This is a genomic window from Sinomicrobium oceani (assembly GCF_900119185.1).
Classification (GTDB): Bacteria; Bacteroidota; Bacteroidia; order Flavobacteriales; family Flavobacteriaceae; genus Sinomicrobium; species Sinomicrobium oceani.
In genome coordinates, this window is record NZ_FPJE01000009.1 from 34,214 (window position 1) to 51,850 (window position 17,637).

Annotated in this window: 14 protein-coding genes; 9 read left to right on the top strand and 5 right to left on the bottom strand. The window is 45.1% G+C overall.

The window, feature by feature from the left end:
- Nucleotides 1-19: 19 nt before the first annotated feature.
- The 3 genes from BT112_RS09455 to BT112_RS09465 all read right to left on the bottom strand — a co-directional run bounded on the left by BT112_RS09455 (nucleotide 20) and on the right by BT112_RS09465 (nucleotide 4,827).
- Nucleotides 20-2,530, bottom strand: coding sequence for a M14 family metallopeptidase (locus BT112_RS09455; protein ID WP_072317131.1), 2,511 nt, complete (start codon nucleotides 2,528-2,530; stop codon nucleotides 20-22).
- An 86-nt stretch (nucleotides 2,531-2,616) separates the two neighbouring features.
- Nucleotides 2,617-2,988, bottom strand: a complete 372-nt coding sequence (locus BT112_RS09460) for a PUR family DNA/RNA-binding protein (RefSeq protein ID WP_072317132.1) — start codon at nucleotides 2,986-2,988, stop codon at nucleotides 2,617-2,619.
- Between the two features lie 81 nt (nucleotides 2,989-3,069).
- Nucleotides 3,070-4,827, bottom strand: coding sequence for an ABC transporter ATP-binding protein (locus BT112_RS09465; RefSeq protein WP_072317133.1), 1,758 nt, complete (start codon nucleotides 4,825-4,827; stop codon nucleotides 3,070-3,072).
- 138 nt (nucleotides 4,828-4,965) lie between these two features.
- On the opposite strand from BT112_RS09465, the gene BT112_RS09470 reads away from it, so the two are divergent.
- The 4 genes from BT112_RS09470 (at nucleotide 4,966) to yajC (ending at nucleotide 8,003) form a co-directional block, all read left to right on the top strand.
- Nucleotides 4,966-6,069, top strand: coding sequence for a Glu/Leu/Phe/Val family dehydrogenase (locus BT112_RS09470; RefSeq protein WP_072317134.1), 1,104 nt, complete (start codon nucleotides 4,966-4,968; stop codon nucleotides 6,067-6,069).
- A gap of 135 nt (nucleotides 6,070-6,204) precedes the next feature.
- Nucleotides 6,205-7,149, top strand: a complete 945-nt coding sequence (nusB, locus tag BT112_RS09475; RefSeq protein ID WP_072317247.1) for a transcription antitermination factor NusB — start codon at nucleotides 6,205-6,207, stop codon at nucleotides 7,147-7,149.
- A gap of 65 nt (nucleotides 7,150-7,214) precedes the next feature.
- Entirely contained in the window at nucleotides 7,215-7,661 is a 447-nt protein-coding gene (locus BT112_RS09480; RefSeq protein ID WP_072317135.1) for a DUF1573 domain-containing protein, read from the top strand.
- 33 nt (nucleotides 7,662-7,694) lie between these two features.
- A complete protein-coding gene (gene yajC, locus BT112_RS09485; RefSeq protein WP_072317136.1) occupies nucleotides 7,695-8,003 on the top strand; it encodes a preprotein translocase subunit YajC in 309 nt (102 codons plus the stop codon).
- Nucleotides 8,004-8,090: 87 nt separating this feature from the next.
- On the opposite strand, the gene pepT is transcribed toward yajC, so the two are convergent.
- Complete coding sequence (gene pepT, locus BT112_RS09490; RefSeq protein WP_072317137.1) at nucleotides 8,091-9,341, bottom strand: peptidase T; 1,251 nt, start codon at nucleotides 9,339-9,341, stop codon at nucleotides 8,091-8,093.
- A gap of 141 nt (nucleotides 9,342-9,482) precedes the next feature.
- Here pepT and BT112_RS09495 point away from each other — a divergent pair, with 141 nt between their 5' ends.
- Nucleotides 9,483-10,103 carry an NUDIX hydrolase gene (locus BT112_RS09495; RefSeq protein WP_072317138.1) on the top strand — a complete coding sequence of 207 codons (621 nt, stop codon included), beginning with the start codon at nucleotides 9,483-9,485 and terminating at the stop codon, nucleotides 10,101-10,103.
- A gap of 180 nt (nucleotides 10,104-10,283) precedes the next feature.
- Here the strand turns inward: BT112_RS09495 and BT112_RS09500 are convergent, their stop codons facing one another.
- Nucleotides 10,284-12,686 carry a TonB-dependent receptor gene (locus BT112_RS09500; RefSeq protein WP_072317139.1) on the bottom strand — a complete coding sequence of 801 codons (2,403 nt, stop codon included), beginning with the start codon at nucleotides 12,684-12,686 and terminating at the stop codon, nucleotides 10,284-10,286.
- A gap of 349 nt (nucleotides 12,687-13,035) precedes the next feature.
- Here BT112_RS09500 and BT112_RS09505 point away from each other — a divergent pair, with 349 nt between their 5' ends.
- The 4 genes from BT112_RS09505 (at nucleotide 13,036) to BT112_RS09520 (ending at nucleotide 17,608) form a co-directional block, all read left to right on the top strand.
- Nucleotides 13,036-13,455 (top strand): OsmC family protein, encoded by a 420-nt coding sequence (locus BT112_RS09505; RefSeq protein WP_072317140.1) that lies wholly within the window; start codon nucleotides 13,036-13,038, stop codon nucleotides 13,453-13,455.
- Between the two features lie 159 nt (nucleotides 13,456-13,614).
- The gene (locus BT112_RS09510) at nucleotides 13,615-14,742 is read left to right on the top strand and encodes an adenylate kinase (RefSeq protein ID WP_072317141.1); all 1,128 of its coding nucleotides are present in this window, start codon (nucleotides 13,615-13,617) and stop codon (nucleotides 14,740-14,742) included.
- 148 nt (nucleotides 14,743-14,890) lie between these two features.
- Complete coding sequence (obgE, locus tag BT112_RS09515) at nucleotides 14,891-15,898, top strand: GTPase ObgE (protein WP_072317142.1); 1,008 nt, start codon at nucleotides 14,891-14,893, stop codon at nucleotides 15,896-15,898.
- Between the two features lie 315 nt (nucleotides 15,899-16,213).
- Entirely contained in the window at nucleotides 16,214-17,608 is a 1,395-nt protein-coding gene (locus BT112_RS09520; RefSeq protein ID WP_072317143.1) for a Gfo/Idh/MocA family oxidoreductase, read from the top strand.
- The last annotated feature ends 29 nt before the right edge of the window (nucleotides 17,609-17,637 follow it).

Genomic DNA, 17,637 nt, shown 5'->3' on the forward strand with positions numbered 1-17,637 from the left:
ATAGACTGTGGTCTGCCCGTTACATAAACTTATTGAAATAGACAGCGTTCATCAGTAATTTGTTAGTGCCGAACCAGAACGCTCTGAAATTGGTATTATCGGTAAATAACAGTACCTTTCCGCGTCCGAGGCGCTGTACCTTGAAAGGCACGGTTCCTTTGAGTTTGTCCAGATTTTCCTCGGAAATATAACCGCTCAGCAGCGGGTTATCGGTATATCGTATGGGATTGTTATAACTTTGTTCATCGGGTTCCATAAAAATATTGGTATTCCGGAACAGGGCTATGGTATGGTCCTTATACCCGAAATTTATAGGGTGAGACCTGTCCGTGTCTGCCTGGAATATGGCTCCCCCGGTTACCTGTGCACCCCGAAAATCGCGCTCCTGCTCATAGGTGATGTTCTTGGCAACCCTATCGGTGGTACGCAGGTCTACCTTGACAAAATCATTGCTTTTCAGCCAGTTTACGGCATTTCTGTAGCCGATAAGCGTTCCGCCGTTTTTAACCCATGTCTGTAGTTTATCCTGGATGTGGGGCCCGAGGCTCCCCCAGGTATTGGTGAGGATAAAGACATTATACCGGTCCAGGTTCACACGACTGAAATAGCTTTCGTCGATCTTGGTAATCGGGATGTCATAGCGCTGATCGAACAGGTGCCAGATTTCGCCGGCATCGTAGGGTGAAATTCCGTTACCGGTGAGGATAGCTACCTCAGGCAGTTCGAGGGTGCCGAACTGTCCGCTTCCGAGATCTGTACCTGTTGCGGAGCCTGTGGTTACACCATGGATCTTAATGTGTGCTGCTGCAGCTACGTCCTGTAGAAATGTATAAAGCTCATCAGCGCTGATGTCCTGGTTGTGTACGGGGATCATGATCGTTCCGTAATCGTACGTCGTGTCTGTTATGGAGAATACCCTTCTGCCGACTTTAGCCCTGATTCCTTTTTTAAGGATCTTATAAAGGGCTTTCGGAGTGTAATATTCGTGCCATTCGAAGAGGTAGGCGTAGTTGCTCTTCGCCGTTACCTGTCCTTTAGGAAGCTGCAGGTCGGTGATCTCCCTGTCGCCTCGGGAGGCGTTTACCTCGGTGTAATCCATATCGAATGCCAGCGGGAAAGTCCATGCGGAAATATCGTAGAACAGGCTGTCTGCAAAGGTGGTCCGGGTTTCGAACATGGCGTCGATAATACGTATGTTTTTCTGATTTCTGGGAACTATATAACTATAACCTTTTTTATACTTTTTTCCTTTTTCGGTAAAATCCCCGGCCGGTTCATAGACTTTAATCTGGTGTTGTTTGAGGATTTCGGCGAGGTGGTATGCTTTGGATGCATCTTTTTCATCGCCGAAGACGATCGCTTTGCCTTTGCTACCCGAAGCTTCTGAGCGTGTTTTGCTGTAAAAATCACGTTGGTAATCCAATAGTTTTTGCCGCATGTTTCGGGCTGCTTCGAGCGTGGATATTGCAGTAGTAAACTGGTTACGGATGGTAAACGGAAAAGTCAGCAGTCCGTTTTCACTTTCCTGAACATGACCTCTGGAGCTACCTTGTTCGAAAAGGATGCCTACACTGCCGTTGATATCCGGGAAAGTAGATCCCTTTCCGTAGTAGAAGTCGTCGTAGTTCTCACCCGAGAAATAGAGGGAACCGATACTGTCGAGGGCCTTCACATGAAACTGTGCGATTTCGCCGGTGAGTTGCTGATTCATTTCGGGAGTGAGAGGGTGAACCCTGGAAGGTTCTCCCGGTTGAAAGAAAAAGGAGGAGTTGGTTCCCATTTCGTGATGATCGGTGAGGATATTGGGGAGCCATCGGTGGAAACTGGCGATTCTGGACCGGCTTTCCGGCAGTTGTACCGGAAGCCAGTCCCGGTTCATGTCAAACCAATAGTGATTGGTTCTTCCCCCGGGCCATACTTCGTGATATTCCCTTTCGTTGTTGTCCGGGTTGAGGTTTTTGCTTTTGTTGGTATTGGCCCAGTAGGCAAATCGCTGAAGCCCGTCCGGATTAAAGGCCGGGTCGAGAAGGATCACCGTATTGCGGAGCAGATCGTCTATGGCGGGGCCTTCTCCGGCAGCAAGGTAATACGCCAGCACCATGGCGGCATTGGACCCGCTCGGTTCGTTTCCGTGAATGGAAAAACCCTGGTAGACAACCACCGGCATGTTCCCGGTATCGAGTTTGTCTGCTCCGGTCTCGGAAAGCCGGAGGTGTTGTTGTCTGATCTCCTCGATACGGTTGTGGTTTTCCGGAGCGGTGATAACCAGTAAAGGTAATGTCCGGCCTTCATAGGTAGTACCCCGTTCCTGAAAGGTAATACGGTCTGAGGCTTCTGCCAGGGCCTTCATGTATTCGATAAGCTTGTCGTGCGTAACATGCCATTCACCCACCTCATGCCCTATAACCTGCTTTGGCGTGGGGATATCCGTACGATAAGTAAGGTGTTGCGGTAAATAGTAGTCCAGATGCGGAGATTCCTGTGCATAGGAGAAATGCACAAGCAGAAAAAGTAGTACTAATTTCCTCATGATTATTATAGTTAGTTAGGCATTAAATATAAAAAAACCGCTCCTTTTTAAGAGAGCGGTTGAAGAATTTAGAAAAGTTTTAACGATTATATATCGTCAAAGCTCAAATCTGTAAAACTTTCGCTGGAGGCCGTTTCTCCGTTAGCGTCTACGACTTCTTTTTTGAAATCTTTCTGGTGACGCTCAGAAATAACTTCTTCTCCTTTTTCGTCTATAACGTAGTCGGTCATTTCCCCGAGGATATCTCGGAATGCATCGAAATCTTCTTTGTACAGATAGATTTTGTGTTTTTTGTAGTGGAAAGAACCATCGTCATGTGTGAATTTTTTACTCTCCGTAATCGTTAGGTAGTAGTCTCCTGCTTTGGTCTCCCTTACATCAAAAAAATAAGTTCTCCTTCCGGCTCGTAATACTTTTGAGAATATTTCATCTTTCTCAAGTAAATCTTTTTCACTCATAATCCCTCTAATCTTAAAATTAGTTGTATAGTTAAACAGAACCAAAAATGTGAAAAAAAATGAAATGAAGCAACAAAAAACTTACATTTCTTTTTCCGAAAGTTGGCTCAGGTACAGGTCTTTGTAATGTCCTTCCGTATTTATAAGTTGATTATGAGTACCTTGCTGAGCAACAGTGCCGTTCTCCAGAATAATGATTTTATCGGCGTTGCGGGCCGAGGATATTCTGTGACTCACAATGATTGTCGTTTTCTGCCTGGAGGCCTTGTGCAGGTTTTTCAATATCTTTTCTTCGGTTTCGGTATCGACCGCGGAGAGGCAGTCATCGAAAAGATATATTTCCGGGTCCTTTATAAGTGCCCGGGCTATGGAAACCCGTTGTTTCTGTCCTCCGCTGAGTGTAATTCCGCGTTCTCCGAGTACGGTGTCATATTTCTTTGTAAACTTTACAATGTTTTTATGGACTTCCGCACGCTTGGCGGCTTCGATAATTTCCTGGTCCGTAGCATCCGATTTTCCGAATTTTATATTGTTTTTAATGCTGTCCGAAAAAAGGAATGCTTCCTGCGGTACCGCTCCGATAGCTTTTCTGAGATCGTAGAGGTTGAGTTGCTCCAGCGGAGTATCGTCAATGCGTATCTCTCCTTCGGTAACGTCGTATAACCTGCCTATAAGATCAAGAATGGTGGATTTTCCCGACCCTGTTTTCCCGATAATCGCGAGGGTCTCTCCATGATTAAGAGTGAAAGACAGGTTTTTAAGGGCTGTAATATTGGTGTCTTCATACGTAAAGGTAACATTGCGAAACTCTACTTTACCACGAACCGGTGTATGTGCGCTTACCGTATTCCGGATCTGGGGTTCGGTATTCAGGAATTCGTTGATCCGCTTCTGTGAGGCTTCCGCCCGCTGTACCGTTGAAGTGACCCATCCTACTATGGCTACCGGCCAGGTGAGCATGGCAATATAAATAATGAATTCCGCTATAATACCGACGGTGGCAATTTCGCCATCGATATACTGCTTTCCGCCGATGTAGATCGCTATGGTGCTGCTTATCCCGATAAGCAGGGTCATCAAAGGCATGAACCAGGCCTCTACACGTGCCAGATCCATACTTTTTTGTCTGCCGTCCTCGGCCAGGATCTCCGATTCCCGGTTGATTCGAGGTTCTATACCATAAGCTTTGATCACGAAAATCCCGGAAAAAGTCTCCTGGGAAAATGTGGAAAGCGTAGACAGGTATTGCTGGACTACCGTACTTTTTTTATGGATAATCTTGCTGATCCTGTAAATAAGAAAAGAAAGAAAGGGCAGGGGAACAAGACAGTAAAATGCCATGGTCGGCGATTTGTAGAACATGATCGGTACTACACAGACAAAGAGTGTGAACGTCTGTATGCTGTACATCACTGCCGGGCCGGCATACATCCGTACCTGGTTGACGTCTTCACTGATCCGGTTCATAAGATCTCCCGTCCGGTTTTTCTTGTAAAAATTGAGCGACAGGTTTTCGTAATGCCTGAAGATCTCATTTTTCAGATCATATTCTATATAACGGGAGATGTTGATAATCGTCTGCCGCATCAGAAAAGTAAAGAATGCCGAAAGCAGGGCAGACCCTATGATAATGAGAATATACGTCAGTAACGTAGACTGCAGGGCATCCTTATCCGGGTTTTCAGCCTTCAAAAACTGCTCTACGGTAGCGATAGATTTGCTGATGTATGGCGGCATGACCAGGGAAAATATCCTGGCTATGATAGTGATAATGATGCCGATAAGGAGTTTTGCCTTATACTTTTTAAAGTATTTGTTAATGTATTTTAATTCCTTCATAAAAATATGGAAAAGAATAGTTGTTTTAATAAATCGTCAGTTTGACAGGTGTATTTTTTATAAATCATCAATTACTTTGTATTTTTGTGTGTTGATTTTGTGAAATGCTCAATACTTGAAAATAAAAACCAAAGAATAATGAATACAGATATCTTACATGCCGGCGAACTTAAAAAAGCAGACCCGGTTTTCGGCCAACTTTCGTTTGACGATCACGAGCAGATCGTATTCTGTAACGACAAAGATACAGGATTAAAAGCAATAATCGGTATTCATAATACCGTATTGGGACCGGCACTCGGAGGTACGAGAATGTGGAATTACAATTCGGAATGGGAGGCTCTTAACGATGTGCTCCGCCTTTCCCGTGGGATGACATTCAAGTCTGCCATCACAGGACTAAATCTCGGTGGAGGAAAAGCAGTGATCATAGGAGATGCAAAGACCCGTAAGACCCCGGAACTTATGCGCAGGTTCGGAGAATTCGTCAATACGCTCGGCGGTAAATATATCACGGCAGAAGATGTGGGTATGGAAACTTCCGATATGGATCTCGTACGGGATGTTACACCTTATGTTACGGGTGTTTCCGAGTCGAGAGGAGGAGCAGGAAATCCTTCGCCCATAACTGCGTATGGCGTATATATGGGGATGAAGGCTGCTGCCGCACACCGTTTCGGAACGGATAAGCTTGAAGGAAAGCAGGTGCTGGTACAGGGCATCGGTCATGTAGGAGAGTCTCTTGTGGAGCATCTGACCAAAGAAGGTGCAAGGGTATTTATAACCGATATCAATGAAGACCGCTTGCAGGAAGTAAGCAAAAAATACGGAGCTGTTATTTATGCGGGAGATGACCTGTACACGGCAGCAGTCGATATCTATGCGCCCTGTGCGCTCGGAGCAACCATAAATGATGATACGGTGTACAAGATCAAGGCAGGGGTTGTGGCCGGAGCAGCGAATAACCAGCTTGCCGATGAGAACAGACACGGTAAGATACTGATGGAAAGAGGAATTGCCTATGCACCTGATTTTCTGATCAACGCAGGAGGTATCATCAATGTGTATGCCGAGCTCGAAGGATACGGAAAAGATGAGATTATCAGAAAAACCGAGAATATCTATACTACGACCCTCGAAATATTTGCGCACTCCGCCAAAAACGGATGCTCGACACATCAATCGGCCCTGCGTGTTGCTCAAGGCAGAATTGATGCCAGAAAGCAGGGGAAAGGCGCATAAATTCAGGGGACTGCGCGAAAATTCCGATTTGGTAACATAAAAACTTGGAATTTGCGACAGGAAACTATTATTTTTGCAGGGCGAAAGAATATTTCTTTCGCCTTAACTTTTTTAAAGGCAACAAGTTCTTTTTATATGTTAACAAGAAGACATATTCGGGTAAAGGTCATGCAGTCTATCTATGCGCTGACCCAGGCCGAAAAAACCGATCTGGACAAGGAAGAAAAATTCCTTTCCATGAGCATGGAGAATATGTATAACCTCTACCTGGTATTGCTGAGCCTTTTGGTGGAAATGCAGAAAATAGGTGCATACCAGCTCAATGCTTCCGAGAAAAAATATCTCGCCACCGAAGCGGAGAAAAATCCCAACAGGAAATTTATAGAGAATAAAGTACTGGAGCTGCTATCCGAAAATACCCTGCTGGCGGAAGAACTTAAAAACCGTAAGCTCAACAACTGGTACCTGGATGAAGAGTATGTGAAAGTGCTGTACAGGGAGATGGAAAAGAGCGATTTTTATGCCAGGTATATGGCAACGCGTACTTCTTCTTTTAAAGAGGATAAGGAGTTTCTTCAGGACCTTTATAAGGAGGTGATCGCCCCTAATGAAAAGCTTTACGACTACATAGAAGATTACAATCTCACCTGGATCGATGATCTTCCGCTGGTCAATACTTTTATTCTCAAGCAACTCAGAAAGGTCAAGCCCGGAGATCCCGAAAGTTATTTTCTTCCCCGTCTGTTCAAGGACGAAGAAGACAAGATGTTTTCGAGGCAGCTCTTTCGCAAGACCGTGCTCAATGAGGAAACGCTGCAAAAGGAAATTTCCGGAAAAACGCCGAACTGGGATACGGACAGGATCGCTGAAGTCGATGAAGTACTTCTGAAAATGGCGATATGTGAGTTCCTGAAGTTTCCATCCATCCCCGTAAAGGTCACGATCAATGAGTACCTGGAAATCGCCAAGGAATACTCCACCCCTAAGAGTAGTATCTTTATCAACGGTATCCTGGATAAACTGGTTAAGGATTTCGAAACAGGAAATAAATTGAACAAGGTGGGAAGAGGATTAATGTAATATTGCTTATTTTTATGCCCGTCACAGAAAAATAAATAGTTAAATCCCAAAAATAACAGCGTGATATGAAAAAAGTTTTGTTTGCCATAGCACTGGTAGCACTGGTTTTTACTTCGTGTAAAAAAGATGCGGCCAATAAAGTGAAATCCGAAAACGTAGAACAGGCTGCGGCACGAGATAAAGCAGCAGGAAAACTACCCGTTCTCGAATTTGAGAAAAAAGAACATGATTTCGGCAATATCAAGCGCGGTACGGCGGTAGAAACCGTATTTAAATTTACCAATACCGGAGATGCTCCGCTGATTATTACCAATGCAACCAGCAGTTGTGGGTGTACGATCCCGGAATTTCCCAAGGATAAACCTATAGCTCCGGGAGAAACCGGAGAGTTACTGGTAAAATACAATGGTTCTGGGATTAATCAGATCACCAAAACCGTTACCGTAACCACCAATACCGAAAAAGGTAGCGAGCAGGTGAGGATCAAAGCTTTTGTAGAAGAATCCGAGTAAGTACCAAAAAACAGAAATTTTTTAATTTTATATATGGAATCAATTAGTAGTCTGGCCCCCTTTTTATTAATGTTTGTGGTGATCTATTTTTTCATGATCCGTCCGCAAATGAAGCGCCAGAAACAGGAAAAGAAATTTGCCGCCGAGCTTAAAAAAGGAGATAAGGTAATAACCAAGAGCGGAATGCACGGGAAAGTTGTCGAGTTGAATGACAGCGATTCTTCTTGTGTGATAGAAACCCTTGCGGGAAAAATAAAATTCGAAAGATCTGCTATTTCTATGGAAATGAGTCAGAAATTGAACACCGTGGCCGAAAAGCCGGTAGTGAAGGAGAAAAAGTAAGCGGAAACCATGTTTTCCTGCAAATAACAAAGCCGATGGATGTCCATCGGCTTTGTTATTTTGTTAGGTATTCTCATTCTCTGCAGATTAGTTGTTCTCAGCAGAGGAAGCGCCGTATCGCTCCGCAGTACGCCGGGCGATCTTTACGATAACTTCGATGGCTTTTTGCATACTTTCCACAGGTATATATTCGTATTTTCCATGAAAATTATGACCGCCTGCAAATATATTCGGGCAAGGCAGCCCCATGTAGGATAGCTGGGAACCGTCGGTGCCTCCGCGTATCGGTTTTATGAGCGGTTCTATTCCTGCATCTCTCATGGCCTCTTCTGCGATCTCCACGATATGGAAGACAGGTTCTATCTTCTCTTTCATATTGTAATACTGGTCCTTGATCTCCAGGGAAATCACATGGCCGTGTTTGAAATTGAGTTCATTGGTTATTTTTTGTAAGAGTTCTTTCCGCGCTTCGAACTTGTCGAAGTCATGATCCCGGACGATACCCTCGAGCACGGTTTTTTCCACATCCCCGGTAATGTGTGAAAAATGAAAAAAACCTTCCGTACCTTCCGTTTGCTGCGGGGTTTCCCGGGGGGGTAACATATTGGCAAACTTGTTGGCTATGACCATAGAATTGACCATTTTGCCTTTGGCGTATCCCGGGTGGACACTCTTTCCTTTGATGGTTACGGTAACACCGGCCGCATTGAAGTTTTCGTATTCCAGTTCGCCGATCTGGCTGCCATCCATAGTGTAGGCCCATTCAGCACCGAATTTTTCAACATTAAATTTGGCAGCCCCCCGACCGATTTCTTCATCCGGGGTAAAGGCAATACGTATTTTGCCGTGTTTTATTTCAGGATGTCCGATAAGGTATTCCATAGCGGTGACAATCTCGGTGATCCCCGCTTTATCGTCTGCCCCGAGAAGCGAAGTTCCGTCCGTGACAATCAGGGTTTGTCCCTTATATAAAAGAAGGTCTTCGAAATAACGCGGGGAAAGGATGATGTTTTCCTTTTCGTGGAGCACGATATCCTTACCGTTATATTTTTCGATGATTCTCGGTTTTACATTGGTTCCGTTAAAATCCGGCGAAGTATCCATGTGCGAAATAAATCCGATTACGGGTACCTCTTCGTCCGTATTGGCCGGAAGTGTAGCCATAACGTAGCCATACTCGTCAACGGAAACATCCTGCATACCTATGTCTTTGAGCTCTTCGACCAGGCGGTTGGCCAGTATCCACTGTTTGGCCGTACTCGGAGTGGCGTCAGATTTGGGATCGGACTGGGTGTCTATGGTGACATAGCTGATAAAGCGGTCTATAATATTTTGCATGCGGAAATTTTTTACGAAAGTACTGCGAATGAAGAAGATTTTAAAATTTAGTTTGTACCTCCGTATTTTTTAAAGTTGCTTATGTGGGCCGGGCCGGAAAAAATGGGTAAGTTTACGATCAGCATTTAAAGTTTATTAGGTATGGATGATGACATTCTCAATATGTTGAAACGTCTGCGTGCTATAGCGGATACGGGATTGCTATATGCCAAAGATGATTATGATATAGAGCGCTACGAAGAGATACGGGAACTCAATACCAGGCTTATGGGGAAATACACCGGCCACGAAAAGAAAAACCTCGTAAAAATGTTCCCGGCGGTAACGGATTACCCGACGGCAAAAGTGGATGTCCGCGGATTGGTACTTTCGCCGGATCGCGGGATCTTACTGGTTCGGGAACGTGCGGATGGCAAATGGTCGCTTCCCGGGGGATGGGCGGATATCGGCTTTACACCCTCCGAAACGATAATCAAGGAATTTGAAGAAGAAACCGGCCTGGATGTCCGGCCTGTCAGACTTCTGGGGGTTATGGATAAAAAAATGCATCCACATCCGCCACAGCCGTTCTATGTGTATAAAATGGTGTTTTATTGCGAAACGCTATCCGGTACATTGCAAAAAGGTTTCGATGTGCTCGATGTCGGTTATTTCAGTATCAATGCCTTACCGGAGTTGTCCGAAGACCGTATCCTGAAAAGCCAGATCGAAATGTTGTATCGCAAAGTGATTTCGGAAGACAAAGTACCTTATTTTGATTAGGGGACGATACATTGATTTGCTCGTTAGCCCTTCCTGCTTACAGAACTATGAGGCTACGGACAAAACAACGACAACACTGTCAAACGGCAGACGGCTCAGTGCCTTATGTCCGTAAAGTTCTGCCCATAAAAAAACAGGCCGCCTGAAAAAGGTGGCCTGCTTCTTTTAAAAACCTATTAACTACATAATCCCTCCGCCTTCTTTGGTGTTGTCATCCCTGTTTTTGCGTTTTACAGTCCTGTTTTTTCCGCTTCCGAATTGATAAGAGAGTCCGAGGTAGACCGAATTGCTCTCCCAGGTAAATCTTCCGGACTGGCTTATAGGGCGATTGCTGTCAAAAGCAAAACGCATGGTATTGAATATATCGTTTACATTCAGGCTTACACTTCCCTTGCCGCCTGCAAAGGCATAACGTGCGCCGGTATTGACAAAATACATGGGCTTGGCGTCAAATTGCAGCGACTTGTTACGGCCTCTGTAGAATCCGAAAAGTGATAACGTAAGTTTTTTGGTGACGATAAAGTTGTTGCTCATCCGGAAATTATACGATGTGTTTTCCACTTCGGCGTATTCCGTACCCAGGTATCCTTTCTGGGTTTGGGCAAACAGGTCGAAACTGGTGTTGAAATTCCACCATTTCAAGGGTTTGTAATTCCCTGAAAGCTCCAGTCCGTATGACGAGTTGTTGTCGAAGTTGTCAAAGGTGAGGATCAGCCTGTTGTCGTCGATAGGGTCTACGTATAAGGCCTGGTTGATCTCGTCTTCGATACGACGGTAAAATACTCCGGCAGTAATGCTTCCCTGTTTTAACCGCCTTGTGTAATTGGCTTCTACGGAGTTTGTAAACTGTGGGGTAAGGCTCTCGTTCCCGAACTGGGAGACAAGAGGAGTACTCCACTTCCGGATGGGGTTTACCTGTCCTATGCCGGGACGGTCTACCCTTCGGCTGAAACTCACCTGGTACTGGTTTTTTTCCGAAGGCGAGTAGGTGACAAAAGCAGACGGGTACACCTGGGTGTATTTGTCTGTAAAAGCTCTGACAGTATTGGTGTCTGCTTTCACTTCTACATTTTCAAACCGGGCACCTACCTGGTATGACCATTTTTCGAAATTTTGTCCGAATGTGGCGTAGGCAGAATAGATGTCCATGGTATAATCGAATTTTGTACTGGGAGTGGGGACCAGTTCCCCATCGGCATTAAAAGACATTCCGGTGGAATTGAAGTCCAGGTTGGTTTCGAATAACCGGGCTTCTGCTCCCAGTTCGAGTTTTGACTTTTCCGTAAGCGGATTCACGTAGTCCAGGTTTACGGTCGTCTGTTCTCTTTCTGTTTTATTGATGTCGAGAAAATCCGGTACGTTCGAAGGGCCTGTAAAGGTGTTGTCGGTACTTCCGTCATCCGAAAAACGGTTGTGGTCTATTTCCAGCTCTATATTGTGTCCCTCTTTATTAAAGTCACGTTTGTAATCGAAATTGTATTGCTGGCTGTGATTGTTGTTGTCGGAGCGGATCGACTGTCTGAAATCACTTCCTTCCTCGGCGAAATAAGTAATGTTGGAGGCGCCGCTTTCCTTACCGTCAAACGTATTCTGATTGGTGAAAAACGACAGTGTGTTTTTATCGTCCAGGTAGAAATCGAGACCTGCTTTGTACAGGTGCGACTTGTTATTGCTTCGGAACTTAAATAGCTGTTCCATATCCTGCTCATCCCGGTACAGTCTTCCGTCGTTATTGTATTTTCCTATGTTATTGCCATAACTCCCGTACACATTGAACTTTCCGTTTCTGTAATTGAGGTCGACGGATGAGTTGAACTTGGCGTTTATGGCCTGGGTAAGCCCCATATTGATATTTCCGTTAAACCCGATATTGGCGTTTTTGTGTAAAACGATATTTATGATCCCGCTCATTCCTTCCGGGTTATACTTGGCGGAGGGGTTGGTGATGAGCTCTATTTTTTTGATGGAAGTAGAAGGGATCTGCTTTAGTAATTGCGCTACGGGCACATTAGATAGTTTGCCGTCTACCATAACCCTTACATTCTGGTTGCCGCGCAAAGCCAGGTTCCCGTCCTGGTCCACGTTTACGGAAGGAATGTTGTTCATGATCTCCGAAGCTGTTGCTCCGGTAGTTGTAAGATCTTTACCGACGTTAATGACCTTGCGGTCTATTTTTTGTTCTATGGTGGAACGCTCGGCAACAACATCCACACCCTCCAGTTCGGCAACATTTTCTTCGAGGGCTATAATCCCCAGGTTGACTTTGCTGTTGGCCTTGGAGATGGTGATTTGTTTGTGGTAGGTCTGGTAACCGATATATTGTACTTCAAATGCCATTTTTCCGTCCGGAAGGCCTTGCAGTTCAAAGGAACCGTCGTCCTGTGTGATACCTCCGGTAATGATCTCGTTGTTTTCTGCAGATCTCACTACAACCGAAGCATAAGGAATAGGGTCTTGTAGGGTCTGATCGATCACTCTTCCTGTGACGGTCCCCGTCTTCGGAAAGTTGGTCGGTTCTGCCGATGTTTGTGCGATAAGTGCACAAGAAAGAAATAATGCGCACCAGGTGAATACGTGTCTCATTAGTTGTTTTTAGTTTTCTGATTGATGATGATGTAAGAACAGCGGCTGTTGCGTCCGGCGTTCGTTAAATTGACGATGAAGCGGGGGAAGTGTTACAATGGCATACATTTTTTAACAGTTTTTAACACTGTTTACCGCTATGGTGTCGATTTTTCTGTTTTGGTTTATTGTTTTGTTTGTCAGTTCTTTATATGGTTGTTTTGAGCGGTGAAGTATTTGCAGGATAGGTTGCGGTGGTTTTTCGGTTTTATTTTTTGCCTCAGGAATACTTCTTTCTTTATATAGATGTCGTCACAGGTTTTTCCGTAGGAAAAAGTCGTATCTTGTCTGATACAAAAAACTTGGAAACATGGCAAGCAAAAACGGAGTTACGGTTACTAACGGTCTTGATAACTACTATACGGAAGCAATTTCGGGCGAACATACTTTTTATATTGATGAGCCCGAAAAAGTAGGGGGCAAAGACAAGGCTCCCGCACCGACAGATTATGTGTTAGGAGCTTTGGCTTCCTGTACGGCTATTACCATCCGGATGTATGCCGAGCGCAAGGGCTGGGAGGTAGGCATAATCAGGGTAAATGCTGCGCTGGCCCCGGTAATGACTGCTGACGGACTGCGACAACGAATGAAAAAGGAAGTCGCTTTTGAGAAGGACCTTACGGAAGAACAGGTAGCAAGGCTTCTGGAGATCGGGGAAAAATGTCCGGTTAGCAAAATGCTGAAAGCGGAGGTGGAGATGCTTATGGAGCACCGGGAATACCGTGAATAAAGGGGATTGATGAAAATTGTACGGGTTTTTCGAGAAAAGATGTTATAAAAAGCTCAGCTTGTTAAAAAGCAGCGTATTAAAGCATTGATCTAAACGGGTAAATCGTATATTTGTCGTTTTGTAATCGAACAACCGGTTTTGTGAAAAGATATTTTTTTAATGAAAACGATCAGACTTCACGATAAGTATTTCAGGCCTTTTATATCACCTTCGGAAATCAATGAGACGGTAACCCGGCTGGCTTGTGACATCCACGATGAAATTCCCGGAGAGGTTCCCGTTTTTGTAGCTATACTTAACGGGTCTTTTATGTTTGCTGCTGATTTTCTGAAAAAGTATCCGGGCGATTGTGAGATTACTTTTGTAAAACTGGCCTCTTACAGCGGTACGGCTACAACCGGAAGTGTCAGGCAGCTTGTGGGGGTCAATAAGAGTCTGGAAGGAAGGACAGTGATCGTGCTCGAGGATATCGTGGATACGGGGAATACCCTGGTGGAGATTCACAGGATTTTTTCGGAGATGAACGTAAAGAGCCTGAAAATAGCCACGTTGTTCTACAAACCGGAAGCGTATAAACAACAACTGAATATAGATTATATAGGGAAGGAACTCCCCGACAGGTTCATCGTCGGTTACGGACTGGATTACGATGAATTGGGAAGGAACCTGCCCGAAGTGTATCAACTAAAAGAAAAAGACATGATAAATTTAGTGCTCTTTGGAAAACCCGGAGCAGGGAAAGGAACGCAAGCCGCTTTTTTAAAGGAGAAATATAACCTGGTACATATTTCTACGGGAGATGTGTTTCGTTACAATATCAAAAATGAAACCGAGCTCGGAAAACTGGCCCGTACTTACATAGATAAAGGGGAGTTGGTACCCGATGAAGTGACGATAAACATGCTTGAGGCCGAGGTGGAAAAAAACGATGATGCCGAAGGATTTATTTTTGATGGTTTTCCGAGAACGACAGCCCAGGCCCAGGCCCTGGACCAGCTATTGCAGGGAAAAGGTATGGAAGTGAGTGCAACTATCGCCCTGGAAGCTGACGATGAAGTGCTTATTCAACGGCTTCTGGAACGTGGGAAAATCAGTGGTAGGAGCGATGACCAGGATGAGCGTAAAATCAGGAACCGCTTCGAAGAATACAACGAAAAGACAGCGCCTCTTATCGATTACTACAAAGAGCAGGAGAAATTCTACAGCGTTAATGGTATCGGTTCCGTAGCGGAGATCACAGAGCGTCTTTCCGGGGTTATACAGGGCCTTGAAACCGTAAAACAGTAACGAAACAGTAAGGTTACGCGGATGTACGATAGTATACAGAGGCGCACTGTGGTGCGTCTTTGTGTTTGAAAACAACAGGGAGTCCTTTGTGAGGGCAATCTTATTATAACTAACACATTGTTATACAATACACAATACTAAGAAGAAGATGACGGAGGGGAATTTTGTAGATTACGTAAAGATATATGTTTCTTCGGGTAACGGAGGTAAAGGCTCTGCACACCTGCATCGTGAAAAATACGTACCTAAAGGTGGTCCGGACGGAGGAGATGGTGGCCGCGGAGGGCATATTATTATTCGGGGAGATAAGAATCTCTGGACGCTGTTTCATTTTAAATTCAAAAAACATTTCAGGGCCGGGCATGGAGAGCACGGAAGTAAAAACCGGAGTACCGGGGCCGATGGCGAAGATATTTATATGGATGTGCCGCTCGGAACAGTGGTAAAGGATACGGAAACCGGAGAAGTGCTTTTTGAAATTACCGAACACGGGGAAGAAAAGATCATTGTAACCGGAGGTAAAGGCGGACTGGGTAACTGGCACTTCAAAACTTCGACCAATCAGACCCCGCGCTATGCGCAATCCGGACTGGAGGGAGAGGAAAAAAATATTACTCTCGAAATGAAAGTGCTGGCAGATGTGGGGCTTGTCGGGTTTCCCAATGCGGGGAAATCGACATTACTTTCGGTAGTCACCGCAGCCAAGCCTAAAATTGCGGATTATGAGTTTACCACCTTAAAGCCCAATCTCGGAATTGTACAGCACCGGAGTTTCCAGACATTTGTTATGGCCGATATTCCCGGAATTATAGAGGGAGCTGCAGAAGGAAAAGGGCTTGGACATTATTTTTTGAGGCATATCGAGCGCAATTCCACACTGCTGTTTCTCATTCCGGCCGACAGTAAAGATATTGTAAAAGAATATGAGATATTGCTCGACGAGTTGCGCCGGTACAACCCGGAAATGCTCGATAAGGACCGCTTTATTGCAATTTCCAAATCGGATATGCTCGACGATGAGCTCAAAGGGGAAATGAAAAAAGAGCTGGATAAAGCTTTTGGAGGTGTTCCTTATATGTTTATATCTTCTGTAGCCCAGCAGGGAATACAAACCCTGAAAGACCGGTTGTGGGAGATGTTGAACAGGGAGGAATAAAACCGGACCCGAGATCCCGGACCGGGAAATTTCCGTGATCATCCGACTTTCGGAGATTTGCCTGAATTTTATATATAGCGCTTCCGGTAGCACCGGAAGTGCGGTTATTCGTGTCCCGTTGTCCGACGGAGACTACCCTGCCGTTATGCGGCACTGATCCACACGCTTTTTCAAAAGCAGGTTGCAGCCCTTCCGGAGCCCGGTAAATCGCTTAAAGGTTTTAAGGGTATTTCGTTCAGGATGTCTTTTTTGATGGGTTTTTGTTATTTTTATGGGAATTAACCATGAAAAAACTAAAAAAACGGCATCGAAATTATGAAAAACTCAAGACGAAAATTTTTGCAATCGGTAGGATTACTGGCCGCTGGCATGGTTATTCCCATATCGGCATTTGGCTTCGAAACCTCAAAAAAATTAAAAGTTGTCCTGGTGGGAACCGGAGTGCGGGGCATTAGCTTCTGGGGAAAAAGACTGGTTGAGCATTATTCGGATATTCTCGAATTTGTGGGGTTGTGCGATATCAATCCGGGCAGGTTGGAATTTGGTCGTAAACACATCGGAGTGCACTGCCCTACGTTCTCCGATTTCGAAAAAATGGTCAGGGAAACCGGTCCGGATCTCGTTATCGTAACGACAAAAGATTCCACTCATCACGAGTTTATCATCAAGGGACTCGGCATGGGGTGCGATGTGCTTACCGAAAAACCGTTAACCACGGATGAAAATAAATGTCAGGCAATCATTGATGCCGAACGAAAATCCGGAAAAAAGCTTATCGTAGGATTCAATTATCGCTGGAGTCCGTATAATACCAAGATCAAAGAGTTACTTGCCGGGAATTCCATAGGAAAAATAACATCGGTAGATTTTCATTGGTATCTCAATACCTATCACGGAGCCTCATACTTCAGAAGGTGGCACGGATTGAAAAGTGAAGGCGGATCACTTTGGGTGCATAAGGCTACTCATCATTTTGATCTGTTGAACTGGTGGATAGACTCCGAACCTTCCGAAGTGTTTGCGTATGGTGATCTGGAGCATTACGGTGCAAACGGCCCTTTCCGGGGGGATAAATGCCGGACCTGTCAGCATCGTTCCGAATGCGACTATTTTTGGGATATAACCAAAGACAATCACATGATGCGGCTTTATGTAGATCATGAGAAGCACGATGGTTATATCCGGGACAACTGTTTGTTTCGTGACGAAATAGATATTTACGATAAAATGTCGGCCCAGGTGAAATACAAGAACAATGTGGTACTTAATTATTCGCTGACTACATATTCGCCTTTCGAAGGCTGGCGGGTGGCTTTTAACGGAACGGAGGGAAGGCTCGAAGCATGGCTGGACATTCCGTATCAGCGGGGGGAAACCGTAGATCAGAGCGAAATGCACGCGCTGGAGATGGACCAATCGGGTGAGGATGATAAAAATCAGGAGCCTGTTATAGTGCATCGGCTGTGGAAGGATTTTGAGACGGTGAAAGTTCCTATGGAAAGGGGCGGTCATGGTGGCGGAGATATGCGCTTACAGGATAAAATGTTTAAAAACCCGGATATCCCCGATCCATACGGCAGGGCAGCCGGACTTCGGGACGGGGTGATGTCCGTGCTCATAGGTATTGCTGCGAGGAAAAGTATAGAAACAGGGCTTCCCGTAGCTATAAAAGACCTGACCGATCTGGAGCCGGGGGAAACAAGAGGATAGATGAAAGGGTTGCTATGTGGAATACGAAA

Excerpts from the sequence above, each read along its gene's own strand:
- BT112_RS09520 (WP_072317143.1), top strand. The coding sequence starts at position 16,214 with ATGAAAAACTCAAGACGAAAATTTTTGCAATCGGTAGGATTACTGGCC.
- obgE (WP_072317142.1), top strand. The coding sequence starts at position 14,891 with ATGACGGAGGGGAATTTTGTAGATTACGTAAAGATATATGTTTCTTCG.
- nusB (WP_072317247.1), top strand. The coding sequence starts at position 6,205 with ATGTTAACAAGAAGACATATTCGGGTAAAGGTCATGCAGTCTATCTAT.
- yajC (WP_072317136.1), top strand. The coding sequence starts at position 7,695 with ATGGAATCAATTAGTAGTCTGGCCCCCTTTTTATTAATGTTTGTGGTG.
- BT112_RS09495 (WP_072317138.1), top strand. The coding sequence starts at position 9,483 with ATGGATGATGACATTCTCAATATGTTGAAACGTCTGCGTGCTATAGCG.
- BT112_RS09480 (WP_072317135.1), top strand. The coding sequence starts at position 7,215 with ATGAAAAAAGTTTTGTTTGCCATAGCACTGGTAGCACTGGTTTTTACT.
- BT112_RS09455 (WP_072317131.1), bottom strand. The coding sequence starts at position 2,530 with ATGAGGAAATTAGTACTACTTTTTCTGCTTGTGCATTTCTCCTATGCA.
- BT112_RS09465 (WP_072317133.1), bottom strand. The coding sequence starts at position 4,827 with ATGAAGGAATTAAAATACATTAACAAATACTTTAAAAAGTATAAGGCA.
- BT112_RS09500 (WP_072317139.1), bottom strand. The coding sequence starts at position 12,686 with ATGAGACACGTATTCACCTGGTGCGCATTATTTCTTTCTTGTGCACTT.
- pepT (WP_072317137.1), bottom strand. The coding sequence starts at position 9,341 with ATGCAAAATATTATAGACCGCTTTATCAGCTATGTCACCATAGACACC.
- BT112_RS09510 (WP_072317141.1), top strand. The coding sequence starts at position 13,615 with ATGAAAACGATCAGACTTCACGATAAGTATTTCAGGCCTTTTATATCA.
- BT112_RS09505 (WP_072317140.1), top strand. The coding sequence starts at position 13,036 with ATGGCAAGCAAAAACGGAGTTACGGTTACTAACGGTCTTGATAACTAC.
- BT112_RS09470 (WP_072317134.1), top strand. The coding sequence starts at position 4,966 with ATGAATACAGATATCTTACATGCCGGCGAACTTAAAAAAGCAGACCCG.
- BT112_RS09460 (WP_072317132.1), bottom strand. The coding sequence starts at position 2,988 with ATGAGTGAAAAAGATTTACTTGAGAAAGATGAAATATTCTCAAAAGTA.